Source organism: Aeromonas sp. QDB03 (assembly GCF_027707985.1).
Lineage (GTDB): Bacteria > Pseudomonadota > Gammaproteobacteria > Enterobacterales > Aeromonadaceae > Aeromonas > Aeromonas hydrophila.
The window spans coordinates 35,249-58,338 of the sequence record NZ_JAPCJG010000007.1; the positions used below are offsets into that span (position 1 = coordinate 35,249).

The following is a 23,090-nucleotide window of genomic DNA, read 5'->3' on the forward strand; positions in this document are numbered from 1 at the left end:
CATCAGCCACGCCGTCATGCCGTGCGTTACTTGGCGACGTTGCCCGCCACATTGAGCACATCCCAGGTGCGGGAGAAGGGCGGCGCATAGGCAAAGTCCAGCATGCCGAGCTGCTCGGTGGTCACCCCCATGGTGATGGCGACCGCCAGCGCATCGATGCGGTGTACCGCCCCCTTGCGACCGAGGATCTGGCCCCCCAGCAGCCGCTTGCTGCCCGCCTCGTAGACCAGCTTGACGTGAATGTCGGACTGGCCAGGGCAGTAGTTGGTGTGGCACTTGTCCTTGATCACCACAGTGCGATAGTCGATGCCCATCGCCTTGGCTTCCTGCTCGGAAAGACCGGTACGGCCTGCCTCCAGCCCCAGCACCTTGAGCGCGGCAGAGCCGAGGGTGCCCGGGAACTCCTGCTCGGCCCCCGCCAGGTTCTCGCCCACCATGCGCCCCAGCTTGTTGGCGATGGTGGCGAGCGGTACATAGACCTGCTGCTGCTTCACGGCGTGCCAGACGCTGGCACAGTCACCGGCCGACCAGACGTTGGCCAGCGAACTGCGCCCCTGCCGGTCCACCTTGATGGCGCCGTTGCCGAGCCGCTCGATGCCGGTATCGGCCAGGAACTCGGTATTGGGTTTGACCCCGGTGCAGACCACCACGATGTCGGCCTCGTACTCGCCATGGCTGGTACGCACGCCGGTCACCCGGCCCTCCCCCAGCAGCGCTTCAACTCGCTCGCCAAGATGGAGGGAAACTCCCTGCTCGCGCAGCTCGGTCTCGATATGCTGGGTGATCTCGCCGTCAAACGCGTCGGGAATGACCCGATCCGCCAGCTCGATGAGACGCACCTCTTTACCCTGATGCACCAGTGCCTCCACCACCTCCAGCCCGATAAAGCCGGAGCCGATCACCAGGGCACGGGTGTTGGCCTGGTCCTGCACGGCGGCCTTGAGGGCCAACCCGTCGGCCATCCGGCGCAGGCCGAATACCCCCTCCTGCTGAAGGCCGGGGATGGGGGGCATCACTTCACGGGCGCCGGTGGCGATCATCAGCCGATCGTAACGATCGGTGAAGGTGTCGCCGTTATGTTCGACCTTCAGCGTCTGCGCGGCAGCATCCAGGCCCAGCACACGGTGGCCGGTCTTGACCTCGATCCCCTTGGCGGCGAACTGCTCCGGGGTGAACTCGGCCATGTAGCCGGGCTCCTGAAACTCGTCGCCGACGAAATAAGGCAGGCCGCAGGCGCCGAAGGAGATCACCTCGGATGCCTCATACACCACTATCTCGGCCGCTTTGGCCAGTCGGCGCGCCTTGGCGGCCGCACTCATGCCGGCGGCTTCGCCACCGATGATCACGATTCTCATACACGCTCCTTTCCATGCAGCGGGGAGGGCATGCCCTCCCCGCTCTCTATGTGGTTGCTCGCCGGGGCAGGGTCGGCTCCCCCGGGCAGACGGATCAGATGGTGGATTCTTCGCCGTCCAGACACACCTCGTGCTCACTGTTGAACACCGCCATGTCGGTCTCCCCCAGCAGACGGCTGGTGACGGTACCTGCGGTTATGGAGCCGGAGACATTGAGGGCGGTACGGCCCATATCGATCAGCGGCTCGATGGAGATGAGCAGACCGGCCAATGCCACCGGGAAGTCCAGGGCGGAGAGCACGATCAGCGCGGCAAAGGTGGCGCCACCGCCAATGCCGGCCACCCCGAACGAGCTGACGGTGATGATGGCGATCAGGGTCATGATGAAGGCCGGATCCATGGGGTTGACCCCCACGGTCGGCGCAATCATCACCGCCAGCATGGCCGGATAAATGCCGGCGCAGCCGTTCTGGCCGATGGTCGAACCGAACGAGGCGGCGAAGTTGGCAATCCCCTCAGGAATGCCGAGCGCCTTGGTCTGGGTCTGCACGTTCATCGGGATGGAGCCCGCACTGGTGCGGGAGGTGAAGGCAAAGGCCAGCACCGGCATGATCTTCTTCAGATAGCGGGCCGGGTTGATGCCCACCAGGCTCACCAGCAGCAGGTGCACCGCAAACATGATGGCGATGGCGCCGTAGGAGGCCATGACGAAGCTGAGCAGATTGATGATATCGGCATAGTTGGAGCCGGACACCACCTTGGTCATCAGCGCCAGCACGCCGTAGGGGGTGAGGCGCAGCACCAGGGTCACCATCCGCATCACGATGACGTGGGCAACCTGCATGAAGTGACCGAAACTCGCGAAGATCTCCGGCTTCTTGCGGGCGATACCGGTGGCGGAGAGGCCGATGAAGATGGAGAAGATCACCACGGCGATGGTGGAAGTCTTGCGCGCGCCCGTCATGTCGAGGAAGGGGTTGGCCGGGATGAACTCCAGCACCATCTTGGCAAAGGACATGCTCTCGACGCTGCCGAGGGTGGTCTGCAGGGCAGCGCCGCGGGCGGTCTCGGCGGCGCCGGCGGTGAGCCCCTCGGCGGTCAGGCCGAACAGGTTGGACATCAGGATGCCCGCCCCGGCGGCAATCATGGTGGTGAAGATCAGCACGCCTATGGTCATGGCGCTGATCTTGCCGAGCGCGGTGCCGCCGTTGAGCTTGAGGATGGCCCCGATGATGGAGACCATGATGAGCGGCGTGATGATCATCTGCAGCAGCTTCACATAGCCGCTGCCAACGATGTCCAGGTAGTCGCCGGTCTGTACCAGCACGTCGGAACCGGCGCCGTAGAGCAGCTGCAGGGCGGCGCCGAACAGGATGCCCAACCCCAGCCCCGAGAAGACCCGGCGGGTGAAGCTGACGTGGGTTTGCTGCAACCGATAGAGAAACAGCAGCAACATGACCAGGATGGCCAGATTACCTATAACGCTAAGAGTCATGACGATATTCCCCAAATGATCGGGCCGGGCCCGAGGTGTACGGGCGAGTGCCCAGTGCGCACTCTCCCCTGAAACGCGCCGCATCGTGGCGGCCCGCCCCCCGGTGTGACCGGGGTGGCGTCAACAGGCAGAAAAACGGAGGGTGGCCTGCGCCACCCTCTTGCATCACTCGGCCTTGCCTTGTTGCTTGGCCCGCATGATGTTGATGATCTCGATATCGGTATCCAGCATCCCCTGTTTGGAGAGGCGACCCAGGTTGGCGATAGTCTGATCCACATCGTCGGAGACGATGCCTTCGCTCTGGGGCACGTGCAGGTTGTTGATGGCCATCAGCGACGATTTGACCGCCGCCGAGGTGGAGGTAGAGACCTTCATGGAACAGGCGCTGCCCGCGCCGTCGCAGATGATACCGGAAACGTCGCCGATCATGTTGTTGATGCAGTGACTAATTTGCTCGAACTGGCCGCCCAGCAGCCAGGTGATGGCGGCCCCCGCCCCCATGGCGGCGGTGCTGGCGGCACAGAGGGCCGACAGCTTGTTCTGGTAAGTCTTGATGTAGATGGCCACCAGGTGGCTCATCACCAGCGCCCGGGTCAGTTGCTCATCGCTCGCCTGGAGGAAGCGGGCGGCCGCCACCACCGGCATGGTGGCGGCAATGCCCTGGTTGCCGGAGCCCGAATTGGACATGGCGGGCAGCATGGCGCCGTCCATCCGCGCATCGGAGGCGGCAGACGACAAACGCATGGCCAGGGTCATCAGGTCATCGGAGAGCAGCTTGCGCTCCACCTGCTCGGTGAGGATCTTGCCGATGCGCAGGCCATAGCCCTGCAGCCCTTCATCCGCCAGCGCCTGGTTCATGGTGGCCGCCTCGCGGATGAAGTCGATCTCGGCCAGCGGCACCTGCAGGGCAAAATCGACAATCTCGCGCAGGGTCATGGTGGGCTTGCTGGAAGGGGCGGCCTGGATCTGCACGCCGGGGGCGCTGTCCTGCGCCATCAGCACCTCGCCGTCACGCTCCATCAGGATGATGCGGGTATGATCGGTACAGATCACCACCCGGGCGCTGTGCCCCTCCACCTCAGCCAGCACCTCGGCGTAGAGCACGTCCGGCACGTCCTTCACATCCACCTTGATGGCGGGCAGTAGCGCCTTGGCGGCTTCCACCTGATCCGGCGTGAGAGTCTTGAGCACCTCCAGCCCGGCATCCGGGTTGCCGCCGGTGATGCCGACGGCGGCCGCCACCGGCAGACCTATCATGCCGGTACCCGGCACGCCGACCCCCATGCCGTTCTTGAACAGATTGCCGCTGACCCAGACGCTGACGCGGGTCGGCACCTGCCCCAGCAGCTTGCGGCAGTTGGCCGCCGCCAGCGCCACCGACATGGGCTCGGTGCAGCCAAGGGCCGGCACCACTTCACGCTTGAGCAGGGTAATAAAGTCGGTCCATTGTGCTTTCATTGCGATGTGTCTCATGTTCACGGCGCCCGATGCGGGCTTGTCATTGTGCTGTCCGCTCCACAATGGCGGAGCGACATATAACCAGTATGGCGGGAGATGCCGGGTCGGCTGCAGCCGGTCGAGGGCCGAGCCGATGATCGGGACCGCCTGAGTCGTTGGGCCATCCGATCAACTTTTGGTAACTCTAAAGCAATAGGACTCAAATAAATTTGAACCGCTTCGCTTTTTGCGCAGGCATTATGCCCAACTGGCGGTGAAGTGCCACAAAATGTGAACAAGCGCACGGCAGGTCGCTGCCGACCAGGTTCAGCCGACAGTGGGGAAAGTCAGAGCCCGTAACGGGTCAGCAGGGATTGATATTCGGGGGTCTGTTTGAAGGCCTTGAGGGCGAGGGAGAACTGATAGGCCAGCCGTTCATTGCCAGGCCTATGGGTAAAGGCGAGGAAATTGCGGTTACTCTCGCTCACCCGTTTTTCGCTGTGGCCGACCTGATCCTGCAGCCCCTGCCCCTTGAGCAGGTAACGGCCCACCATCTGATTCATCACGACCCCATCGAGCCGCCCCGCCATCATCAGGTGCAACTGCTTGATCATGTTGCTCTCCCCGGTCATGGCCACCCGGGTAAACAGGGCCGAGGTGAGGAACTCCTCGCCGTAGGCGTAGTCGGTCTGGGTACCGATACGCAGCCCCTTGAGGCTGACCAGCCCCTGGAAGTCGACGGGTCTGGCGAGCGGGAAGAAGAGCACCTCCCCGCTCTGGGAGAGGGGTTCATCCGGATAGTGCAACCACTCCAGCCGACGCTCTTCGAAGAAGGCATCGACGATGGCATCACCGCGCTGGAGCCTGGCCTCCTGCAGCACCCGCTTCCAGGGCAGTACCTTGACCGTGGTCTGGTAACCCATCCGCTTGAGCACGGTGCGGGCCAGCTCCAGATCGGCACCGCCCAGGCTGCCGTCATCGAGCCGCATCACATAGGGCGGCCACAGCTCGGTCAGCAGGGTCAGGGTCGGTGGCTCGCTCGCCTGTGCCGCCCACCCCCACCAGAGGCAAAGCAGGATCCATCCTTTACGCCACACCATGCAGTGATCTCCTCTGTGTATTGGCTGAGGATATACCAAAAAGTGAGTAATAAAAAAGGAGGCCGGAGCCTCCTTTTTGCTTTCCTCTCCGGCGCTTACAGCGCTTTCAGGATAGCCTCGACGCTGGCCTTGGCATCGCCAAACAGCATCTGGGTGTTCTCCTTGAAGAACAGCGGGTTCTGCACACCGGCATAGCCAGTGTTCATGGAGCGCTTGAAGCCGATGACGTTCTGCGCCTTCCACACTTCCAGCACCGGCATACCGGCGATGGGGCTGCCCGGATCTTCCATCGCAGCCGGGTTGACGGTGTCGTTGGCACCGATCACCAGCACGGTATCGGTATCGCTGAAGTCTTCGTTGATCTCGTCCATTTCCAGAACTATGTCATACGGGACTTTCGCTTCCGCCAGCAGCACGTTCATGTGGCCAGGCAGACGACCGGCAACCGGGTGGATACCGAAGCGCACCTTGACGCCGCGGTCACGCAGCTTCTGGGTGATCTCGGCAACCGGATACTGAGCCTGCGCCACCGCCATACCGTAGCCCGGGGTGATGATGACGGAGCTGGAATTCTTCAGCAGGTCAGCCACTTCCTCGGCGCTGGTTTCGCGGTATTCGCCCATCTCCTGGTCAGCCGTGGAGGCCACGCCATCGGAGCCGAAGCCACCGGCAATCACCGAGATGAAGGAGCGGTTCATCGCCTTGCACATGATGTAGGAGAGGATCGCACCGGAGGAACCCACCAGCGCACCCACCACGATCAGCAGGTCATTGGAGAGCATGAAGCCCGCCGCCGCTGCCGCCCAACCGGAGTAGGAGTTCAGCATGGAAACCACTACCGGCATGTCGGCGCCACCGATGGAGGCCACCAGGTGCCAGCCGAAGGCGAAGGCGATCAGGGTCATCACCAGCAGGGCAAAGGTAGAGCCACCCGCGTTGACGAAGTAGACCATCAGCGCCAGCGAGGCGACCACGGCCAGCAGGTTCAGCTTGTGGCGGTGCGGCAGCATCAGCGGCTTGGAGGAGATGAGGCCACGCAGCTTGCCAAACGCCACCACGGAACCGGTGAAGGTCACCGCACCGATGAAGACGCCGAGGAAGATCTCGACCAGGTGGATGTTCAGCATGGCGCCGGAGAGGTGCTCGACCTGGGCTATGCTTGCCGCCTGCTCGAACGCCGCACGGGCGGCTGCCAGGGTGGCATCCAGGTTGGAACCGACGGACACGACCACTTCAGCAGGCGCGGAGGGGTGCAGATCGATGAAGCTGTTGAAGCCCACCAGCACGGCCGCCATACCCACGAAGCTGTGCAGCACGGCCACCAGCTCTGGCATCTCGGTCATCTCGACCTTCAGCGCCAGACGCACGCCGATGGCACCGCCGATCACCATGGCCAGAATGATCCAGTGAACGCCACTGGTTTCCGGGTTGAACACGGTCGCGAGCAGGGCGATGGCCATCCCCGCGATACCGAACAGGTTGCCATGCTTGGCCGTCTCTTGCTTCGACAGTCCCGCGAGACTGAGGATGAAGAGCACGGCGGCAACGATATAGGATGCTGTTACCAGTCCTTGAGACACGTTAAACCCCCTTAATCCTTACGGAACATCTTCAGCATGCGCTGAGTGACGGTGAAGCCGCCGAAGATGTTGATACTGGCAATCAGCACGGCGACGAAGGCCAATGCGGTGACCAGGGTCGACCCTTGCCCAATCTGCAGCAGGGCACCGACCACGATAATGCCGGAGATGGCATTGGTGACCGACATCAGCGGCGTGTGCAGGGCGTGAGAGACGTTCCACACCACGTAGTAACCGACCACACAGGCCAGGATGAATACGGTGAAGTGGGAGAGGAACGCCGCAGGCGCCACGGCAGCAACCCAACCGAAGGCGGCGATGCCGAGGGCACCGAACACGAACTTCTTGTTGGAGGGCTTGGCCGCTTCCTTCTTGGCGGCCGGTTTGGCGGCAGCCGGTTTTTGCGGGGCGGCAGAGACCGAGATGGCGGGCGGCGGGAAGGTCACTTCACCGGCCTGGATCACCGTCATGTTGCGCTGCACCACGTCTTCGAAGTTGATGGCGACGTTGCCGTCCTTCTCCTTGCACATCAGCTTCATCAGGTTGACCAGGTTGGTACCGTAAAGCTGGGAGGATTGGGCAGGCAGGCGGCCCGGCAGATCGGTGTAACCGATCACCTTGACGCCGTTGCCGGTGACATGCAGTTCACCCGGCACTGTGTATTCGCAGTTGCCGCCAGCCTGGGCAGCCATGTCCACGATCACCGAGCCCGGCTTCATGCTGTCCACCATCTCTTTGGTGATCAGCTTGGGTGCCGGCTTGCCCGGGATCAGGGCGGTAGTGATGATGATGTCCACTTCCTTGGCTTGCTGGGCAAACAGCGCCATCTCGGCCGCGATGAACTCTTCGCTCATCACCTTGGCGTAACCGTCGGAGGAGGAGCCATCCTCGCCACCGAAGTCCAGCTTGAGGAACTCGCCACCCATGGACTCGATCTGCTCGGCCACTTCCAGACGGGTATCGAACGCACGCACGATGGCACCGAGGGAACCGGCAGTACCGATGGCGGCCAGACCGGCTACGCCGGCACCGATCACCAGTACCTTGGCGGGCGGCACCTTGCCGGCTGCGGTGATTTGGCCGGTGAAGAAGCGACCAAACTGGTGCGCGGCTTCCACCACGGCACGATAGCCACCGATGTTGGCCATGGAGGAGAGGGCATCGAGGGACTGGGCACGGGAGATCCGCGGCACCATGTCCATCGCCATCACATTGATGTTGCGCGCGGACAGCTTCTTGACCAGCTCAGGGTTCTGGGCAGGCCAGATGAAGCTCACCAGGGTGGCACCATCTTTAATTTGTGCGATCTCGGCATCGGTCGGCGCATTGACCTTGAAGATGAGGTCGGCTTGCCAGACGCTCGGCACCACGCTGGCACCGGCAGCCTCGAAGGCGGCATCATCGAAGCTGGCCAGCAGGCCGGCACCGGCCTCGATGGCGACCTCGAAGCCGAGCTTTTTCAGCTGCTCAACGGTGGCCGGGGTCGCTGCGACCCGGGTCTCACCGGCGAGACTCTCTCTCGGTATTCCAATCTGCATGACTATTCCCTGATGGTTAATAAACAATCGCTGCCCAGTGTCGCATTTCTGGCGAAACAAGACATGACCAAAGTGCAGGTCACGGGCCCTTTGTTATGAAAATCAGTAGGCTTTACCTCAACCTCCTGTCATGGCCAGGCCCCCGCTTTTCAGGCGCGAAGGTGATTAGTATCAAATTTTGGAGTTTTATTACAACCGCAGTCCCGGCGGGGCGCGTACAGAATTCAGCCCGTCCCGGACCATGATTTAAAAAAACAAACCAAATTAGCGACTTATACCAGTAAAAAGCGCTGGAAAAAGTGATCCAACCAGTCAAAAAAAATGTTTTACCGGCCCTCTATCTTAGCGCTTTTTGTTCTTACGAAATCCGCACGGATCACAGATATCGGGCCGAAAACGAAAAAAGTAACTGTTTTGTAACAGACAAGGGGCCGGCTACCCGCCAAATGAGCAGATCCGGCCCCTGCTATTTAATCGTTTCGATGGTGACGGGCCAGTGCGCCCCGCTTACCAGGCCGCCTCATAAATATGCTGGCTCTGCACCAGGTCGATATCGCCGTGCTCGCCGATGGCGGTCATGCCGTGTTCCGCCAGCTTGCCGAGCAGGGTATCAATTCCTGCGTCCGCCACGCCGTAATCCCGCAGCCGGGTCTTGACCCCCATCCGCTCGAAGAAGTCGCGGGTGGCGGCGATGGCGCCATCGATGCGCTCCGCTTCACTGCCGCTGCGCAGGTCCCACACCCGCTCGGCGTATTGCAGCAGCTTGGCGTGTTTCTGCTGGCGCTTGGCCTGCAGCAGGGCCGGCAGCACCACCGCCAGGGTCTGGGCGTGGTCAAGGCCGTGCAGGGCGGTGATCTCGTGGCCCAGCATGTGGGTCGCCCAGTCCTGCGGTACACCGGCCCCGATCAGGCCGTTCAGCGCCAGGGTGGCGCTCCACATGATGTTGGCGCGCACCTCGTAGTTTTCCGGTTCCACCAGCGCCTTGGGGCCCTCTTCCAGCAGGGTCAGCAGCAGACCTTCGGCGAAGCGATCCTGCACCTTGGCGTTGACCGGATAGGTGAGGTACTGCTCCAGGATGTGGATGAAGGCATCCACCACCCCGTTGGCCACCTGACGGGCCGGCAGGGTGTAGGTCAGCACAGGATCGAGCACGGCGAAGCGTGGCATCACGAACGGCGAGAAGAAGTGCACCTTGTCGCCGCTGCTGCGACGGGTCACCACGGCGCCCATGTTCATCTCGGAACCGGTGGCAGGCAGGGTCAGCACGGCGCCGAGCGGGATGGCGGAGCGCACTTCGTTGCCCACGGTCTCGAGGATGTGCCAGGGATCCCGGGCCGGATCATAGTGGGCGGCCGCGGCGATGAACTTGGTGCCGTCGAGCACGGAGCCGCCGCCGACGGCCAGCAGGAAGTCGACCCGCTCGGCGCGGGCCAGCTCGACCGCCCCCATCAGGGTTTCATAGGTGGGGTTGGGCTCGATGCCACCGAATTCAAACAGGGTCATGCCGGCCAGCTCGCTGCGGATCTGGGCCAGCAGGCCGCTGCGCACCACGCTGCCGCCGCCGTAGGTGATGAGGATGCGGGCATCGCGCGGCAGCTGTTCACGCAGCTGGGCGACCTGGCCCTTGCCGAACAGGATCTTGGTCGGGGTATGCAGGGTAAAGTTGTTCATCGACATTGCCTTTGTGAGTATCTGGCGGCCTGGCCGCAAAAATGTGATTGCATTTTTCTCCAGACAACCAATACCATCAAGGCAACATCCTGCTTTATTTTTGCCTATTCCTACAAAGCAACCAAAACAGAACCCAAGAGCATCCCATGCAGACCCGCTACACCGATCTCGCCGCCAAGCTGGCCCGCCACGTCACCGCCCCCGGCATCACCCCCTCGCCGGTGGGTCAGGTGAGCCTCATCTACACCGCCGAATACCACGGCCGCACCCCGGTGCTCTATCAACCGCGGATGATAGTGATCCTGCAGGGGCACAAGGTGGGCTATCTGGCGGACCAGGTGTTTCGCTACGACCCCAATCACTACCTGCTGATGACCCTGCCGCTGCCCTGCGAGTGCGAGTGCTTCGCCTCCCCCGAGCAACCCCTCATCGGCTTCTCCCTCGAGATCAACCTGGTGACTCTGCAGGAGTTGCTGCTGGAGCTGGGGGATGCCCTGCCCGCCCCCACCCCGCAAAAGAGCGGCGTGCACTCGGTGCCCCTGTCGGAGGCCATGTTCTGTGCCGCCGAGCGGCTGATCGATCTGATGGACAAACCCCATCACGCCAGAGTGCTGGGGCCGCAGACGGTGCGGGAGATGCTGTTCTATGCCCTGCACGAGGGGGGCGGCTCCGCGCTGCAGGCGCTCGCCAACCGCCACAACCATGTGGGCCAGATTGCCCGTGTGCTGCGTATGATAGAGTCGCGTTACGCCGACAACCTGACCATGGAGGAGCTGGCGCGGGAGGTGAACATGAGCGTCTCCGCCTTCCACCACCACTTCAAGGCGGTCACCGCCACCTCGCCGCTGCAGTACATCAAGTCGTTTCGCCTCCACAAGGCGCGGATGATGATGCTGCACGACGGCATCAAGGCGGGGACCGCGGCGACCAGGGTCGGCTACGAGAGCAACTCCCAGTTCAGCCGGGAGTACAAGCGCTTCTTCGGCAGCACGCCGACGGATCAGGCCTCCCGCTTTCGGGAAGGCCAGCTGCGCATCATAGAGGGATAACCAGAGAGGAATTGTTCATGCGTGCACTGCTTTGCCTGCTCACCGCCTGTCTGCTGACGGCCTGTACCGGCCTCGCTGACGGCATCCGCCCCGTTACCGGCTTCCAGCTCGATCGCTACCTCGGCACCTGGTACGAGATTGCCCGCCTCGACCACGGTTTCGAGCGCGGACTGGAGCAGGTGAGCGCCACCTACAGCCTGCGCGACGACGGCGGGGTCAAGGTGCTCAACCGCGGCAAGCAGAGCGATGGCAGCTGGCGTGAAGCCGAGGGCAAGGCCTACTTCGTCGACAAACCGGACGAGGCACGGCTCAAGGTGAGCTTCTTCGGCCCCTTCTACGGCGGCTACAACGTCATCGAGCTGGATCCCGATTACCAGCTCTCGCTGGTGACCAGCTACAACCACGACTACCTCTGGATCCTCGCCCGCTCACCCAATCCACCCAAGGCCAACGTGGATGCGCTGGTCGCCAAGGCGGCATCGCTGGGCTTTGCCACCGATCAGCTGATCTGGGTCAAGCAGACCCCCTGAGCCTGCCGTGAAACAAGAAAGGGCAGCCCGCGGGCTGCCCTTTTTCATGGACGTTCGAGTGATAATCAGAGCCGGAAGCGGCCAATCTCCTGCTCCAGTCGCTCGGTCAGCCCCTTCAGCTCGGCCGCCTGCGCCGCCTCCTGATTGGCCTGCTCGGCCAGCTCCTGGGAAACGTGGCGGATGTTTTCGGTGTTGCGGCTGATCTCGCTGGTGACCGAGGTCTGCTCTTCGGCCGCCGCCGCAATCTGGGTCGCCATGTCGCTGATGGCGCCGATTGCCTCGTTGATCTGCCCCAGGCTCAGGTTGGCGGACTCAGCATCCTCCACGCTGGTGCCCGCCAGCTGGCGGCTGGTCTCCATGCCGCTCACCGCCCGGCGGGTGGTCTGCTGCAGGGTCTCGATCATCTGCTGGATCTCGTCGGTGGAGTCGTGGGTGCGGCGCGACAGCACCCGCACCTCGTCCGCCACTACCGCAAAACCGCGACCCTGCTCACCGGCCCGGGCGGCCTCGATGGCGGCGTTGAGCGCCAGCAGGTTGGTCTGCTCGGCGATGCCGCTGATGGTGGCCAGAATGCCGCTGATCTTCTGGGCATGGGCATCCAGCTCCACAATGATCTGGCTGGCGTCGGCCACTTCGTCCGCGAGCCCCGTGATGCTGCGCTGGCTCTGGCCGACCTGCGACTGGCCGGCGACCGCCAGCTTGACCGCATCGCCCGAGGTGGAGGCGGCAAACTCGGCGTTGCCGGCGATCTCCTGGGTGGCGGAGGCCATCTCGGTCACCGCGGTCGCCACCATCACGATCTCGTCCTGCTGCTGGCGTACCCGCTGGCTGCGGGACTGGGCGCCGGCCGCCTGGGCGCGAGACTGGGCCGCCAGCTCGACGGTGACGTCCCGCAGCCGGCTGACGATGCCGTGCAGCCGCGCCACGAACTGGTTGAAGCTCTCCGCCAGCTGACCCACCTCATCCTTGCTGCGGGTGTTGATGTGTACCGTGAGGTCCCCCTCGCCGTGAGCGATATCATGCAACGCGCCGGCCACCCGGCCCAGATCGGCAAACAGATACTTGAACATGGCGGTGAGCAGGGCGCTGAATACCAGCATCAGCACCAGAGTCAGCCCCACCAGCTGCCACAGCAGGGTGGCAAGCGGCGCCTCCAGCACGTCGCGATACATCACCATGGCCAGCAGCCAATCGGTGCCCGCCACCGGCTGCACCGCCAGCAGCACGTCACGCCCGTCCAGGGTGGCGGCGTGCAGCTCGTTGTTCTCGCGGCCCCACTGCTGGAAGGTGGCCGCCGACAGGTCGGGGGAGAGCTCAGCTATCTGCTTGAGCGCCAGCTCCTTGTTGGGGTGGCCGACGATGAGGCCGCTGCTGTCGAGCAGCATGGCGTACCCCTCGCCCTGCACCTGCATCGCCAGCACCTCGTCGATCAGCTTGTCGAGCGCCAGGTTGGCCCCCACGGCGCCGACCAGTTCGCCCTGATGGAGCACCGGCTCGGAGAGGGTGACCACCAGCTTCTGCATGGTGACGCTGACATAGGGAGCGGTGACGATGAGCTGCCCCGCCTTCACCGCGTCCTGATACCAGGGGCGCTCGCGCGGGTCATAGTTGCCGGTGTTGAGGGAGGGGTCCTGGCGGGTCATCACTCCCTGGGTCGAGCCAAAGTAGGTGAGCCCGAACCCGCCCGAGGTGTAGGCCTGCTTCAGGTGCGGCACCAGCTCGGCCTGCGGGTTGTCGGCGATCAGGTTCACCAGCGCGTGCACCGTGTTCTTGCGATCCGCCATCCAGTCGCCGATGGCAACCGAGTAGGCGTGACCATAGTTGATCGCCTCGCTCTGGATGGCGCTCATGGTGCGGGATTTGAGGGTGTGAAAGGCAACGATGCCGAGCAGTGAGGCCATCAGCAGCACCACCCCCAGACTGGTGGCCAGCAGCTTGCCGCGCAACGAAAGTGTCATGACTACGGATCCTTGTTGTTGTGACGGGCCAGGGAGAGACCCTTATTTAATCAAGGCTATCGGCGAACAGGCACCGGGACTTTAGTGACTCCGTTCAGTTTGTGCCTTTTAAGCCGCAGGACGTGCTACCGATCACGAAAATGGCGACATCCCTGTCTGCCAGCCCTCGTTTCGGCGAGCAAGGCGTCAGCTGTCGACGGGTCGATGCGACCTCAGAGCGGGGTCTCGCCACCCAGCTCGGTCAGCAGCAAATTCAGCAGCGCGGGCGGGCGCTCCCCGTGCCAAGCCAGCGCAGTGGTTACCACCTGCACCTCTCCCGCCAGGGGGCGGATCACCACGTTGGCCGGGGCGCTCTTGCGCAGGGTCTCGGGCACCAGGGCCACCCCCTGGCCACAGCCGACGAAGGCCACCTGGGAGGCTACGGTACGCGCCTCATGCAGCACCCGGGGAGCGAAGCCCGCCTCGTGGCAGCAGGCCATCAGGGTATCGAAATAGGCCGGGTTGAGGGCGCGGGGGAACAAGACGAAGGGATCCTCCGCCAGGGCAGCCAGGGGCACGGACGCTTCCCTCGCCAGCGGGTGGGTCAGGGGCAGGGCCACCGCCAGCCTGTCCTGCTTCAAGGGGCGCACTCGTATACTCCCCTCATCCCGCCCGGCCAGCCGCACCAGGGCCAGATCCAGTTCGCCGCTCTCCAGCGCCGGGATGGCGTCGGCGCTGTCTATCTCCCGCACCGAGACGGTGACGCCGGGATGGCTCAGCTTGAGCCGCTCGATCACCGCCGGCAGCTCGTCCAGCATGGCGGAGGTGATGGCCCCTATGGTCAGCAACCCCACCTGACCCGATGCCGCCTCCCGCACCGCCAGCTCCAGGTGTTCGAGCTGATCCGCCAGCCGCCGCACCGCAGGCAGGATCGCCTGACCCGCCGGGGTGAGCTGCACCCCCTTAGGGGTGCGATCGAACAACTTCACCCGCAGGGCATGCTCCAGCACCTTGATCTGCTCGGTCAGGGGCGGCTGGGTCATACCGAGGCGGCGGGCTGCGCGGCCGAAATGGCGCTCCTCGGCCACTGCCAGAAACAGCCAGAGATGGCGGACGAGTCGGAAATTGATCATGGTTGATAGCCTGTTCGAATCGGGTCGTTACTTTCTTTGAATTTTACGTATAGGCATAGGCTCACAACAATGACGCCGACCCTCTCAACAACATAGGAAGCGACGTGCAAGCCTACCTGATGTTTATCGCCATGGCAGGACTCACCATACTGAGTCCTGGCCCCAGCACCCTCAAGTCCCTCACCAATGCCCTCAATCACGGGCTGGGACCGGCCCTAGTCGGCATGGCCGGCCTCACCTGCGGGGTGCTGGGGGTGGCCACCCTCTCCGCCACCAGCCTGGGGGTGCTCCTCGCCACCTCCCCCACCGCCTTCGAGTGGGTGCGCTACGGCGGCGTGCTCTACCTGGCCTGGCTCGGGGTGAAGCTGTGGCGCAGCCCCCCTCCCAGGATGGGTGAGAACCCGCCATCGGCCCGCCACCGGCTGTTCTGGGAGGGTGTCATGCTGCAATTCACGAACCCCAATGCGCTGATCTTCTTCCTCTCCATACTGCCCCAGTTTATCGACCATCGGCGCGCCTATTTGCCGCAGTTCCTGTTGCTGGTTTCCAGCTTCTGCCTGCTGATGGTGCTGGTGCACGGCGGCTACATCTTCTCGGCCCGCAAGGCGCGGCGCTGGCTGCAAGGGGGTGGCGGGCGCTGGATCAACCGCCTCGGCGCCCTCGCCTTCGGGTTGCTCGCCATGGTGCTGCTGCGGGGCTAGGAGGCCCCGCACTCTCGATGCCCACCAGGGCGCGTATCACCCGGCGGCCATGTAGCGCTCGCTCTCTTCGAAGAACTCGGCCAGCGCCCACCACATCAGCACAGGGTTCGAATACATGGGGAAGTGGCCGCAGCGGGGGATCTCGGTCAGCCTGACCCCGGCCTGCGACAGCGCCCCCAGATAGGAGAGGTGGGCGTTCTGCTCCCCATACAGGAAGTGCCGGGGGCACGGCAGGGCGAGGAACTTGCCGAGCAGACCCCCCTCATCCGAATGGGCCACCATGGAGCGGAAGATGGGGCGCACCGCCTCGGTGCATACCTTGTGACGCAGGCTGGCGGCATAGAGGGCGCTCGCCATGTCCCGGCCATGGCGGGTGCGTTCGATGAAGGCGGCGAAGAAGGCCTCGTCACTCTGCGCCGGGTAGGCCTGCACCTGACGGCTCAGGAAGCAATCCTCCGGCGCCAAGTTGCCCTCCATGCTGGTGAAGCTGAGCACCCGCTCGGGATGGCGATATGCCAGCAGCAGGGCGGTCAGCCCGCCCATGGAGTGGCCCACCAGATGGAAGCGCCCGAACCCCTTGCTCTCGATCATCTTGAGTGCCGTCAGCACCAGCAGATCCAGATCAATGCGATCCGGCCTGTCCAGGGTGGTTGCCCCGCAGCCGGGGGCATCCCAGGCGAGGAAGGGGCGATCGTCGAAGTCGGGATGGTGGACGAGGTCGGCGTAATCCTCCTTGGTGGAGCCGAAGCCGTGCAGGAAGACGACGGGGGCACGCGTACCCGGGCGGCCGATGGCGGCGATGCCGAGCCGCACCTCCCCCAGTTGCAGGGCTTGGGTCCATTCGGTGAAGCGGGGGGACATGGGATCTCCTTGGTATGGATGGGCCAACGATGGCGGCCCCCGATTATGGCCAGCCCCGGCGAGCCGGTGAATTTTGATCAGCGTATCAACACCATTCGCTCAGACTATGACGATGGCGCTGTTCATTCGATTTACCAGTTCCTGCCCGCCCCTCGCGCCAATGAAAAAGGCCGCCATATGGCGGCCTTTTTAGGCAACATTATCCCTATCTCACCCGGGCGATGGCGGTATTGAGCCGCATATTGGTCGCATCCAGCCCTGGGGTCTGACCATGGAAGTCGAACTCCAGCCTGACACCGGGGCGGAACAGCAGGCAGTGGGTGGAGCCGCCGAAGTGGAACATGCCAAGCGGATCCCCCTTCTGCACTCGATCCCCCGCCTGCACCGTGATCTCGCAGCTCGACACCTCGGCCATCCCCACCGGCACCACGCACATCAGGCCGATTTTGGGGTTGTCGGCCTCGATGAAGATGAGTGCCCGGGTCGCCACCGAGGTGAGGAACGGCTGGGAATTGTTGGGGGCGCTGGGATCCGCCCCCTGCGGGTCGGCAAAGCCTTCGAACTGGTTTTCCAGATAGTAGGTGCCGTTGACGATGCGCACCTTGCGGATGGTGCCGCTCACCGGGCTGTGCCAGCGGTGGTAGCTGAGCGCGCTGAGGAAGGCCTGGTAGACGGTACCACCTTCGAAACGGGGTGCCAGATCGTCAAAATCGAGCATGTTGTCCAGCGAATAGGGCTGCCCCTTGAGCCAGAACTGATCGCTGCGGCTCACCTCCTTGCGCACCTGCAGCGGCGCCGATTCGCAGGCGTTGACGATGACACTGTCATCCGTCGGCGCAGATACCGGCCGCACCCCGGCCCGAAAACGTCGGGTGAAGAAGTCGTCCCAGCAGCTAAACCCGTGGTATTCGGCCGCCGGCTCGCACTCGAAGATCTGCTCGAAGCTGCCCGGCGTGGGATTGGGCCCCTCCCCGACCGCCTCGTTCGCCACCTTGACCATCTCGGCCTTGGCCACCTTGCCAAGCCAAGGCACCACCAGGGTCTCCTGATCCAACCGGCTGACCGGTTCATTCAACACGTAGCGGGAAGCCGGGCTTTGCAGGAACTGGGCCCAGTAGTCGAGGATCTTCTTGAACTGCTGGTTGATCAGGGCGTTGGCAAAGAAGTGATAACCGGCCTGGGTGGCCATGGGCCAGTCGAGCAGGGCATTGATGGGAAAGCCGATGAGACCGGATGGCTCGTGGCTGGGGATGTCCTGATACGCCTCGGGCGCCGTGGTCATGATGCCGTTGAGCAGCCCCAGGAACTCCTCGAACGAGCGTACCTCTGGCTGACCTAGCGGGGTCAGGTGCTTGTGGCGCCAGGCTTCCTTGAACATGGCTTCGGCCTGGGCATGCAGCGCAGGGTCGGCATGGACCAGATCCCGCAGCTCGGCGATGGGGGGCACCAGCGCCCGCGGCTGCTGGGTCACGTAGTGCTTGATCCGCCGGATCCAGCGCTCGATATGGGCGCCATCACGGGGGACCCAGCCACCGGGACGGGACTTGTTCAATCGGGTTTCCACTGCCTTGTTCATGGTTCGCTCTCCTCAGCTGATGTTCACGCCCACAATCCACGGCTTGAGCATTGAGTGCCGGCCTGCCAACGGCATGCCAGGGCACCAACCCTGTTATGTAGCACAGGGAGCGCAGCGGGACGATTGCCAGAAACGACAGGGCAAACCGGCGCAACAGCGACTAGCGGTCGGGATGAACGAGTACAAGAGGAGGAAGCGCCCTGCTACAGCAGGCGGGACAAGGGACGGTGGGAAAAAACGGGAGGCCCGGAAAAGCGAAAAGCCAGCTCAATGAGCTGGCTTCTCTGAAAAATGGCAGGGGCGGCAGGACTCGAACCCGCAACCATCGGTTTTGGAGACCGCTGTTCTACCAATTGGAACTACGCCCCTGCAACAAACGAGGCGAATTATACAAAGCCGGGATCAAAGGTAAAGGCTTTTTTCTCACTTTCGGTGCGATTGCACAAAGGACAAGCAGATCTGGTTACTTTTTGCAGCCAAAGGGGGTAACTCGCTGTATTTACAGCCTTGTTTGGGTAGGAAAGCAGCGGCAATGGGGGTAGGGTGAAGAGGTGGCCAGGCAATGAGGAGGCTGCTCATGCTCAATTATCGGTTACTTCAACAACTTGCACCGCTCAACTTCCGGGATGAGAGCAAAACCGAGGCTCTGCCAGACTATCTGGCACGGGTCGCCCCGCTGGTGCCCTTCATTCCCGACAATGTGCTCTCCCAGTGGATTTACCGCCATTGGCGCGGTTTTGAATCCAACTGGAGCTTTATCGATCTCGCCCGCCACCAGTTCGAGTGTGAAAGCTGGCCCACCGCCAGGATCATCGAGCAGACCGGCTCCCGCCATATGGAGGTGGTCGAACGCTGGGGCGAGATGCTGAGGCACAACCGTTACGTCCGTCGCTCCTGGCTCGGGGAGTACATGCTGAGTCAGGGTACCTGGTCCGAACCCATCATAGTGCTGGCATCGGCAGCGGGCAGCAGCTACCCGGACGGTCACCCGCTGCCACAACCCTATTGCCTGCTGGAGGGGCACCACAGACTCGCCTATCTGCGCAGCATGGCCGAAGATGCACAGCCATTGCAGGCCGAACACCAGGTGTGGGTTTGCCGGCCAGTTCACAACAGTTAAACGTTTTTCCACGCAAATCTTGCCTTTGAAATAAATTTTTGACAATTCAAAATGCGACTCTATAATCTGTCCGGTTTGAAAAAAGGTCAGGACAGGACGATGCAGTTTTTGCTGAAAAAGACAGCCTTGCAGACGGGTGGAGCGCACCAGAGCGGCCCCGTTGTTTCCGGTTCCCGACCCACAGATCCCCAATTGTTTTTAAAAAAAGCCCCTGTTTCAGGGGCTTTTTTTTGTGCCCGAAAAACCTTCATTGATGTCAAAGGGAATGCAGACGATGACCAATCCACTCTATAAGAAACATGTCATCTCCATTTCGGACCTGACCCGGCCCGACATGGAACTGGTGGTCGCAACCGCACAGCGGTTGAAGGCCGAGCCCGACACCCGCTTGCTGAAAGACAAGCTGGTTGCCAGCTGCTTCTTCGAAGCCTCCACCCGTACCCGCCTGTCGTTCGAGACCGCGGTCCAGCGCCTGGGCGGCAACATCATCGGCTTCGCCGACGGTGGCAACACCAGCGCCAAGAAGGGCGAGACCCTGGCCGACTCCATCAAGATCATCGGCTCCTACACCGATGCGGTGGTGATGCGTCATCCGAAAGAGGGCGCCGCCCGCCTCGCCTCCGAGTTCTCCCGGGTACCGGTCATCAACGGCGGTGACGGTTCCAACCAGCATCCGACCCAGACCCTGCTCGACCTCTTCTCCATCCACGAGACGCAAGGCAAGCTGGACGGCCTCAACGTCGCCTTCGTCGGTGACCTCAAGTACGGCCGCACCGTGCACTCGCTGGCCCAGGCCCTCAGCCTGTTCAACTGCCGCTTCTTCTTCATCTCGCCGGAAGCGCTGGCGATGCCGGACTACATCTGCGAGGAGCTGGAAGAGAAGGGCATCCAGTTCAGCGTGCACGAGACCATGGAAGAGGTGATGCCGGAGCTCGACATCCTCTACATGACCCGGGTCCAGAAAGAGCGCTTCGACGAGACCGAATACAAGCACATGGCTGCCAAGTTCGTGCTGGAAGTGGCTACCCTGGAAGGCGCCAAGCCCACCATGAAGATCCTGCACCCCCTGCCCCGCGTCGACGAGATCGACGTCGCGGTCGACAAGACTCCCCACGCCTACTACTTCCAGCAGGCGGAGAACGGGGTTTATGCACGCCAGGCGCTGCTGGCTCTGGTACTGAACGAAACCGTCTAAGGGAAAGGGGTATATCATGTCCGAGAAGAACCAACTGCAAGTCGAAGCCATCCGTCACGGCTCCGTCATCGACCACGTCCCCGCCGGCCAGGGCATCAAGATCCTCAAGCTGTTCCAGCTGATCGAGACCCAGGAGCGCATCACCGTCGGTTTCAACCTGAAATCCGGCGCGCTGGGCAAGAAGGATCTCATCAAGATCGAGAACACCCGCCTGACCGAACAGCAGGCCAACCAGCTGGCGCTGTTCGCCCCCAAGGCGACCGTCAACATCATCGAAGACTTCGCCGTGGTGAAGAAACATCAGCTGGAGCTGCCGGAGTTCATCGCCGGGGTGTTCCACTGTCCCAACTCCAACTGCATCTCCCACAACGAGCCGGTGGACAGCTACTTCCGGGTGCGCGAGGTGAAAGGCGTGGTGCGGATGAAGTGCAAGTACTGCGAGAAGTCCTTCACTCAGGACATCGTCAGCGAACGCTACTGATAGCCAGACTCAAAAGATATCCAGGTGGGCCCCAAGGGGCCCATTTTTGACCCCTGTCACATCACCAAATAACCAGTTGGTTATAATTTGCCATCCAAACAGAGCTATTCCCGCTCATTTCCTGCCAGTGCATTGATTGCCAGTATTTTTTGCTGATATTCAGCGAATGCGGCAGATATCGAGCGTTTACCGTCGGTCATCATCAAAGGAATTCGCCGTGGTCAAAACCCTCAGTCGTCCCGTGGAACAAGAGCCCGATCTGGCCCAGCTGGATGCCTGTCGCCAGATCATCGGCCAGCACTGCTACAGCACCCAGGAGGAGATCCGGCGCGAGCTGTCGGAGCGCGGTTTCGCCGACATCAGCCAGTCCACCATCTCCCGTCTGCTGCGCCGGCTCGGCGTGGCCAAGGCCCAGAACGCCAACGGCAAGAAGGTCTACACCCTGGTGGACGAGCAGTTGGAGCCCGCCGGCAGTACCCGCTCCATCCACGACATGGTGCGCGAAGTGGTGCACAACCAGCAGATGGTGCTAATCCACACCACCCCTGGCGCCGCCACCGTGGTGGCCCGCCTGCTGGATCGCAACGCCAATCCCGAGATCATGGGCGCCGTCGCCGGCAACGACGTGGTGCTGGTCGCCCCGCGCCACATCAGCCGCACCCGTCAGGCCCACGCTGCCGTGGTACGCACCCTGGCGCAAGCCCGCTAAGCCCTCTCCCCCGAAGAGTTCGAGGCGACCCGCAGGTCGCCTTTTTGTTGCCGCTGATCTTCGCCAAGGCGGTTCATCCGTATCCGTTCTCCCCTCCCCACGACTTGAGTCGTCATGAGTCAGCCATAAAAAACGGGAGCCAGTGGCTCCCGTTTTCAGCTTTCTCTTCGTTGTGGATCAGAGCACTGCCCCCAGGCTCAGGCAGACCACGATCAGCACAGTCAGGATACCGAGCAGCGGAGCCACCCATTTCAGCCAGCGTACATAAGGCACCTTGGCAATCGCCAGGCCACCCATGACCACGGCGGAGGTCGGGGTCACCAGGTTCACCAGGCCGGAGGCGGACTGATAGGCGGTGACCACCAGCTCGCGACCCACGTTGGCGAAGTCGGCCAGCGGTGCCATGATCGGCATGGTCAGCACGGCCAGGCCGGAGGAGGACGGCACCAGGAAGGAGAGCACCACTTCCAGCACGAACATCACGTTGATGAACACCACGGTGGAGAGGCCGGTCACGATCCCTTCTGCGCTGTGCAGTATGGTGTGAGTGATCATGCCGTTGTCCATCACCACCACGATACCGCGGGCGATACCGATGATGAGGGCGACGCCGAGCAGGTCGCGGGCACCGTCGATGAAGTTGGAGGTCAGCTCCTCTTCACTCATGCGGGAGATGACACCGACGATGATGGCGGCGGCCAGGAACACCCCGGAGATCTGCGCCATCCACCAGCCCAGCACGGCTACCCCGTAGATCATCACGGCGAAGGCGGCGACGAAGATACCCAGTACGATTTTACGGGTCAGGGTGAACTCCAGCATCTGGTCGCTCTTGTTGCCGAGGAAGTGGGCACGGTTCTCTTCCCACTTGTCAGCCACCAGGGATTTGCTCGGATCGTTGCGCACCATCTTGGCGTAACGCATCACATAGGCCACGCACAGCAGCCAGCCGGCAACCAGCATGGCGACGCGCAACCAGATGCCGTCGGTGAAGGAGATACCGGCCGCGTTGGCGGCAATCACGGTGGCGAACGGGTTGATGGTGGAACCCAGGGTACCGATACCGGCCCCCAGCAATACGGTTGCGGCAGCCACGACCGGGTCGAAGCGGGCGGCCATCATCACCGGCACCAGCAGGGTGTAGAACGGCAGCGACTCTTCGGCCATGCCGTAGATGGTGCCGCCCGCGGCGAACAGCGCCATCAGGATCGGGATCATCCACTCTTCCCGGCCGCGCAGACGGTCGGTTACACGCTCGATACCGGCATCGATGGCACCTGTCTTGGTCACAATGCCAAGAAAACCACCGATGATCAGGATGAACAGGGAGACGTCGATGGCGCCTGCCTGATAGGTGTCATGGTTATAAAGACCGTCGATAGGTGCCAGCAGCACGTCGACGATCCCCTGGGGATTGCCCTCCACCAGTTTGTAGGTACCAGCCACCGGCACTTCCTTGCCGAGGGCTTCGTTCATGGTCATTTCATATTTGCCGGCCGGCACTATCCAGCTCAGGGCGGCCACCAGGGCGATCAGCACGAACAGTATCGTGTAGGCTGACGGGAACTTGAATTTGGTCATGGTCCAGCTTCCTTCTGTGGGTGTGGTATCCATGCAGGCTG

General features: G+C 62.7%; 20 protein-coding genes and 1 tRNA gene. 8 read left to right on the forward strand and 13 right to left on the reverse strand.

Features of this window, described 5'->3' with window-relative positions; genetic code table 11:
• Positions 1-26 precede the first annotated feature (26 nt).
• The 7 genes from PG900_RS16835 to yqhD form a co-directional block, all read right to left on the reverse strand.
• Positions 27-1,355, reverse strand: coding sequence for a CoA-disulfide reductase (locus PG900_RS16835; RefSeq protein ID WP_270831875.1), 1,329 nt, complete (start codon positions 1,353-1,355; stop codon positions 27-29).
• Between the two features lie 94 nt (positions 1,356-1,449).
• Positions 1,450-2,850 (reverse strand): L-cystine transporter, encoded by a 1,401-nt coding sequence (locus PG900_RS16840; protein ID WP_103827771.1) that lies wholly within the window; start codon positions 2,848-2,850, stop codon positions 1,450-1,452.
• Between the two features lie 165 nt (positions 2,851-3,015).
• The gene (locus tag PG900_RS16845) at positions 3,016-4,323 is read right to left on the reverse strand and encodes an L-cysteine desulfidase family protein (protein WP_269384571.1); all 1,308 of its coding nucleotides are present in this window, start codon (positions 4,321-4,323) and stop codon (positions 3,016-3,018) included.
• 311 nt (positions 4,324-4,634) lie between these two features.
• Positions 4,635-5,387, reverse strand: a complete 753-nt coding sequence (locus PG900_RS16850; protein ID WP_139704952.1) for a substrate-binding periplasmic protein — start codon at positions 5,385-5,387, stop codon at positions 4,635-4,637.
• A gap of 95 nt (positions 5,388-5,482) precedes the next feature.
• Positions 5,483-6,967 (reverse strand): Re/Si-specific NAD(P)(+) transhydrogenase subunit beta, encoded by a 1,485-nt coding sequence (gene pntB / locus PG900_RS16855; RefSeq protein WP_270799808.1) that lies wholly within the window; start codon positions 6,965-6,967, stop codon positions 5,483-5,485.
• A gap of 11 nt (positions 6,968-6,978) precedes the next feature.
• The gene (gene pntA / locus PG900_RS16860) at positions 6,979-8,505 is read right to left on the reverse strand and encodes a Re/Si-specific NAD(P)(+) transhydrogenase subunit alpha (protein WP_011707743.1); all 1,527 of its coding nucleotides are present in this window, start codon (positions 8,503-8,505) and stop codon (positions 6,979-6,981) included.
• Between the two features lie 507 nt (positions 8,506-9,012).
• Entirely contained in the window at positions 9,013-10,176 is a 1,164-nt protein-coding gene (gene yqhD / locus PG900_RS16865) for an alcohol dehydrogenase (RefSeq protein WP_026080327.1), read from the reverse strand.
• 146 nt (positions 10,177-10,322) lie between these two features.
• On the opposite strand from yqhD, the gene PG900_RS16870 reads away from it, so the two are divergent.
• Together PG900_RS16870 and PG900_RS16875 are read left to right on the forward strand one after the other, a co-directional pair.
• Positions 10,323-11,225: an AraC family transcriptional regulator gene (locus PG900_RS16870; RefSeq protein WP_270799802.1), complete on the forward strand. Its 903-nt coding sequence runs from the start codon at positions 10,323-10,325 to the stop codon at positions 11,223-11,225.
• Between the two features lie 17 nt (positions 11,226-11,242).
• On the forward strand, positions 11,243-11,755 hold the full coding sequence (locus tag PG900_RS16875; RefSeq protein WP_016352297.1) for a lipocalin family protein: 513 nt from the start codon (positions 11,243-11,245) through the stop codon (positions 11,753-11,755).
• 65 nt (positions 11,756-11,820) lie between these two features.
• Here PG900_RS16875 and PG900_RS16880 read toward each other — a convergent pair whose 3' ends face one another.
• Together PG900_RS16880 and PG900_RS16885 are read right to left on the reverse strand one after the other, a co-directional pair.
• On the reverse strand, positions 11,821-13,713 hold the full coding sequence (locus PG900_RS16880; protein ID WP_270799796.1) for a methyl-accepting chemotaxis protein: 1,893 nt from the start codon (positions 13,711-13,713) through the stop codon (positions 11,821-11,823).
• Positions 13,714-13,925: 212 nt separating this feature from the next.
• A complete protein-coding gene (locus tag PG900_RS16885; protein WP_270799794.1) occupies positions 13,926-14,825 on the reverse strand; it encodes a LysR family transcriptional regulator in 900 nt (299 codons plus the stop codon).
• Between the two features lie 104 nt (positions 14,826-14,929).
• Between PG900_RS16885 and PG900_RS16890 the strand changes: the two genes are divergently transcribed.
• On the forward strand, positions 14,930-15,526 hold the full coding sequence (locus tag PG900_RS16890) for a LysE family translocator (protein ID WP_039212991.1): 597 nt from the start codon (positions 14,930-14,932) through the stop codon (positions 15,524-15,526).
• Positions 15,527-15,562: 36 nt separating this feature from the next.
• Here the strand turns inward: PG900_RS16890 and PG900_RS16895 are convergent, their stop codons facing one another.
• From PG900_RS16895 to PG900_RS16905, 3 genes are all read right to left on the reverse strand, one after another.
• Positions 15,563-16,387, reverse strand: coding sequence for an alpha/beta fold hydrolase (locus PG900_RS16895; RefSeq protein WP_270799790.1), 825 nt, complete (start codon positions 16,385-16,387; stop codon positions 15,563-15,565).
• Between the two features lie 205 nt (positions 16,388-16,592).
• Positions 16,593-17,963: a phosphatidylserine decarboxylase family protein gene (locus PG900_RS16900; RefSeq protein WP_270831877.1), complete on the reverse strand. Its 1,371-nt coding sequence runs from the start codon at positions 17,961-17,963 to the stop codon at positions 16,593-16,595.
• A 292-nt stretch (positions 17,964-18,255) separates the two neighbouring features.
• Positions 18,256-18,332: transfer RNA gene (locus PG900_RS16905), tRNA-Trp, on the reverse strand.
• A gap of 208 nt (positions 18,333-18,540) precedes the next feature.
• Here PG900_RS16905 and PG900_RS16910 point away from each other — a divergent pair.
• The 5 genes from PG900_RS16910 to PG900_RS16930 all read left to right on the forward strand — a co-directional run bounded on the left by PG900_RS16910 (position 18,541) and on the right by PG900_RS16930 (position 21,468).
• A complete protein-coding gene (locus PG900_RS16910; RefSeq protein ID WP_042067073.1) occupies positions 18,541-19,083 on the forward strand; it encodes a hypothetical protein in 543 nt (180 codons plus the stop codon).
• 99 nt (positions 19,084-19,182) lie between these two features.
• Positions 19,183-19,377, forward strand: a complete 195-nt coding sequence (locus tag PG900_RS16915) for a hypothetical protein (protein WP_123785055.1) — start codon at positions 19,183-19,185, stop codon at positions 19,375-19,377.
• Positions 19,358-20,278 (forward strand): aspartate carbamoyltransferase, encoded by a 921-nt coding sequence (gene pyrB / locus PG900_RS16920; RefSeq protein WP_016352301.1) that lies wholly within the window; start codon positions 19,358-19,360, stop codon positions 20,276-20,278. The genes PG900_RS16915 and pyrB overlap by 20 nt, the downstream gene beginning before the upstream one ends.
• A gap of 16 nt (positions 20,279-20,294) precedes the next feature.
• Positions 20,295-20,759, forward strand: coding sequence for an aspartate carbamoyltransferase regulatory subunit (gene pyrI, locus PG900_RS16925; RefSeq protein ID WP_011707750.1), 465 nt, complete (start codon positions 20,295-20,297; stop codon positions 20,757-20,759).
• Positions 20,760-20,976: 217 nt separating this feature from the next.
• Complete coding sequence (locus PG900_RS16930) at positions 20,977-21,468, forward strand: arginine repressor (RefSeq protein WP_016352302.1); 492 nt, start codon at positions 20,977-20,979, stop codon at positions 21,466-21,468.
• A 177-nt stretch (positions 21,469-21,645) separates the two neighbouring features.
• On the opposite strand, the gene PG900_RS16935 is transcribed toward PG900_RS16930, so the two are convergent.
• Positions 21,646-23,049, reverse strand: a complete 1,404-nt coding sequence (locus PG900_RS16935; RefSeq protein WP_017409771.1) for a YfcC family protein — start codon at positions 23,047-23,049, stop codon at positions 21,646-21,648.
• Between the last annotated feature and the right edge of the window lie 41 nt (positions 23,050-23,090).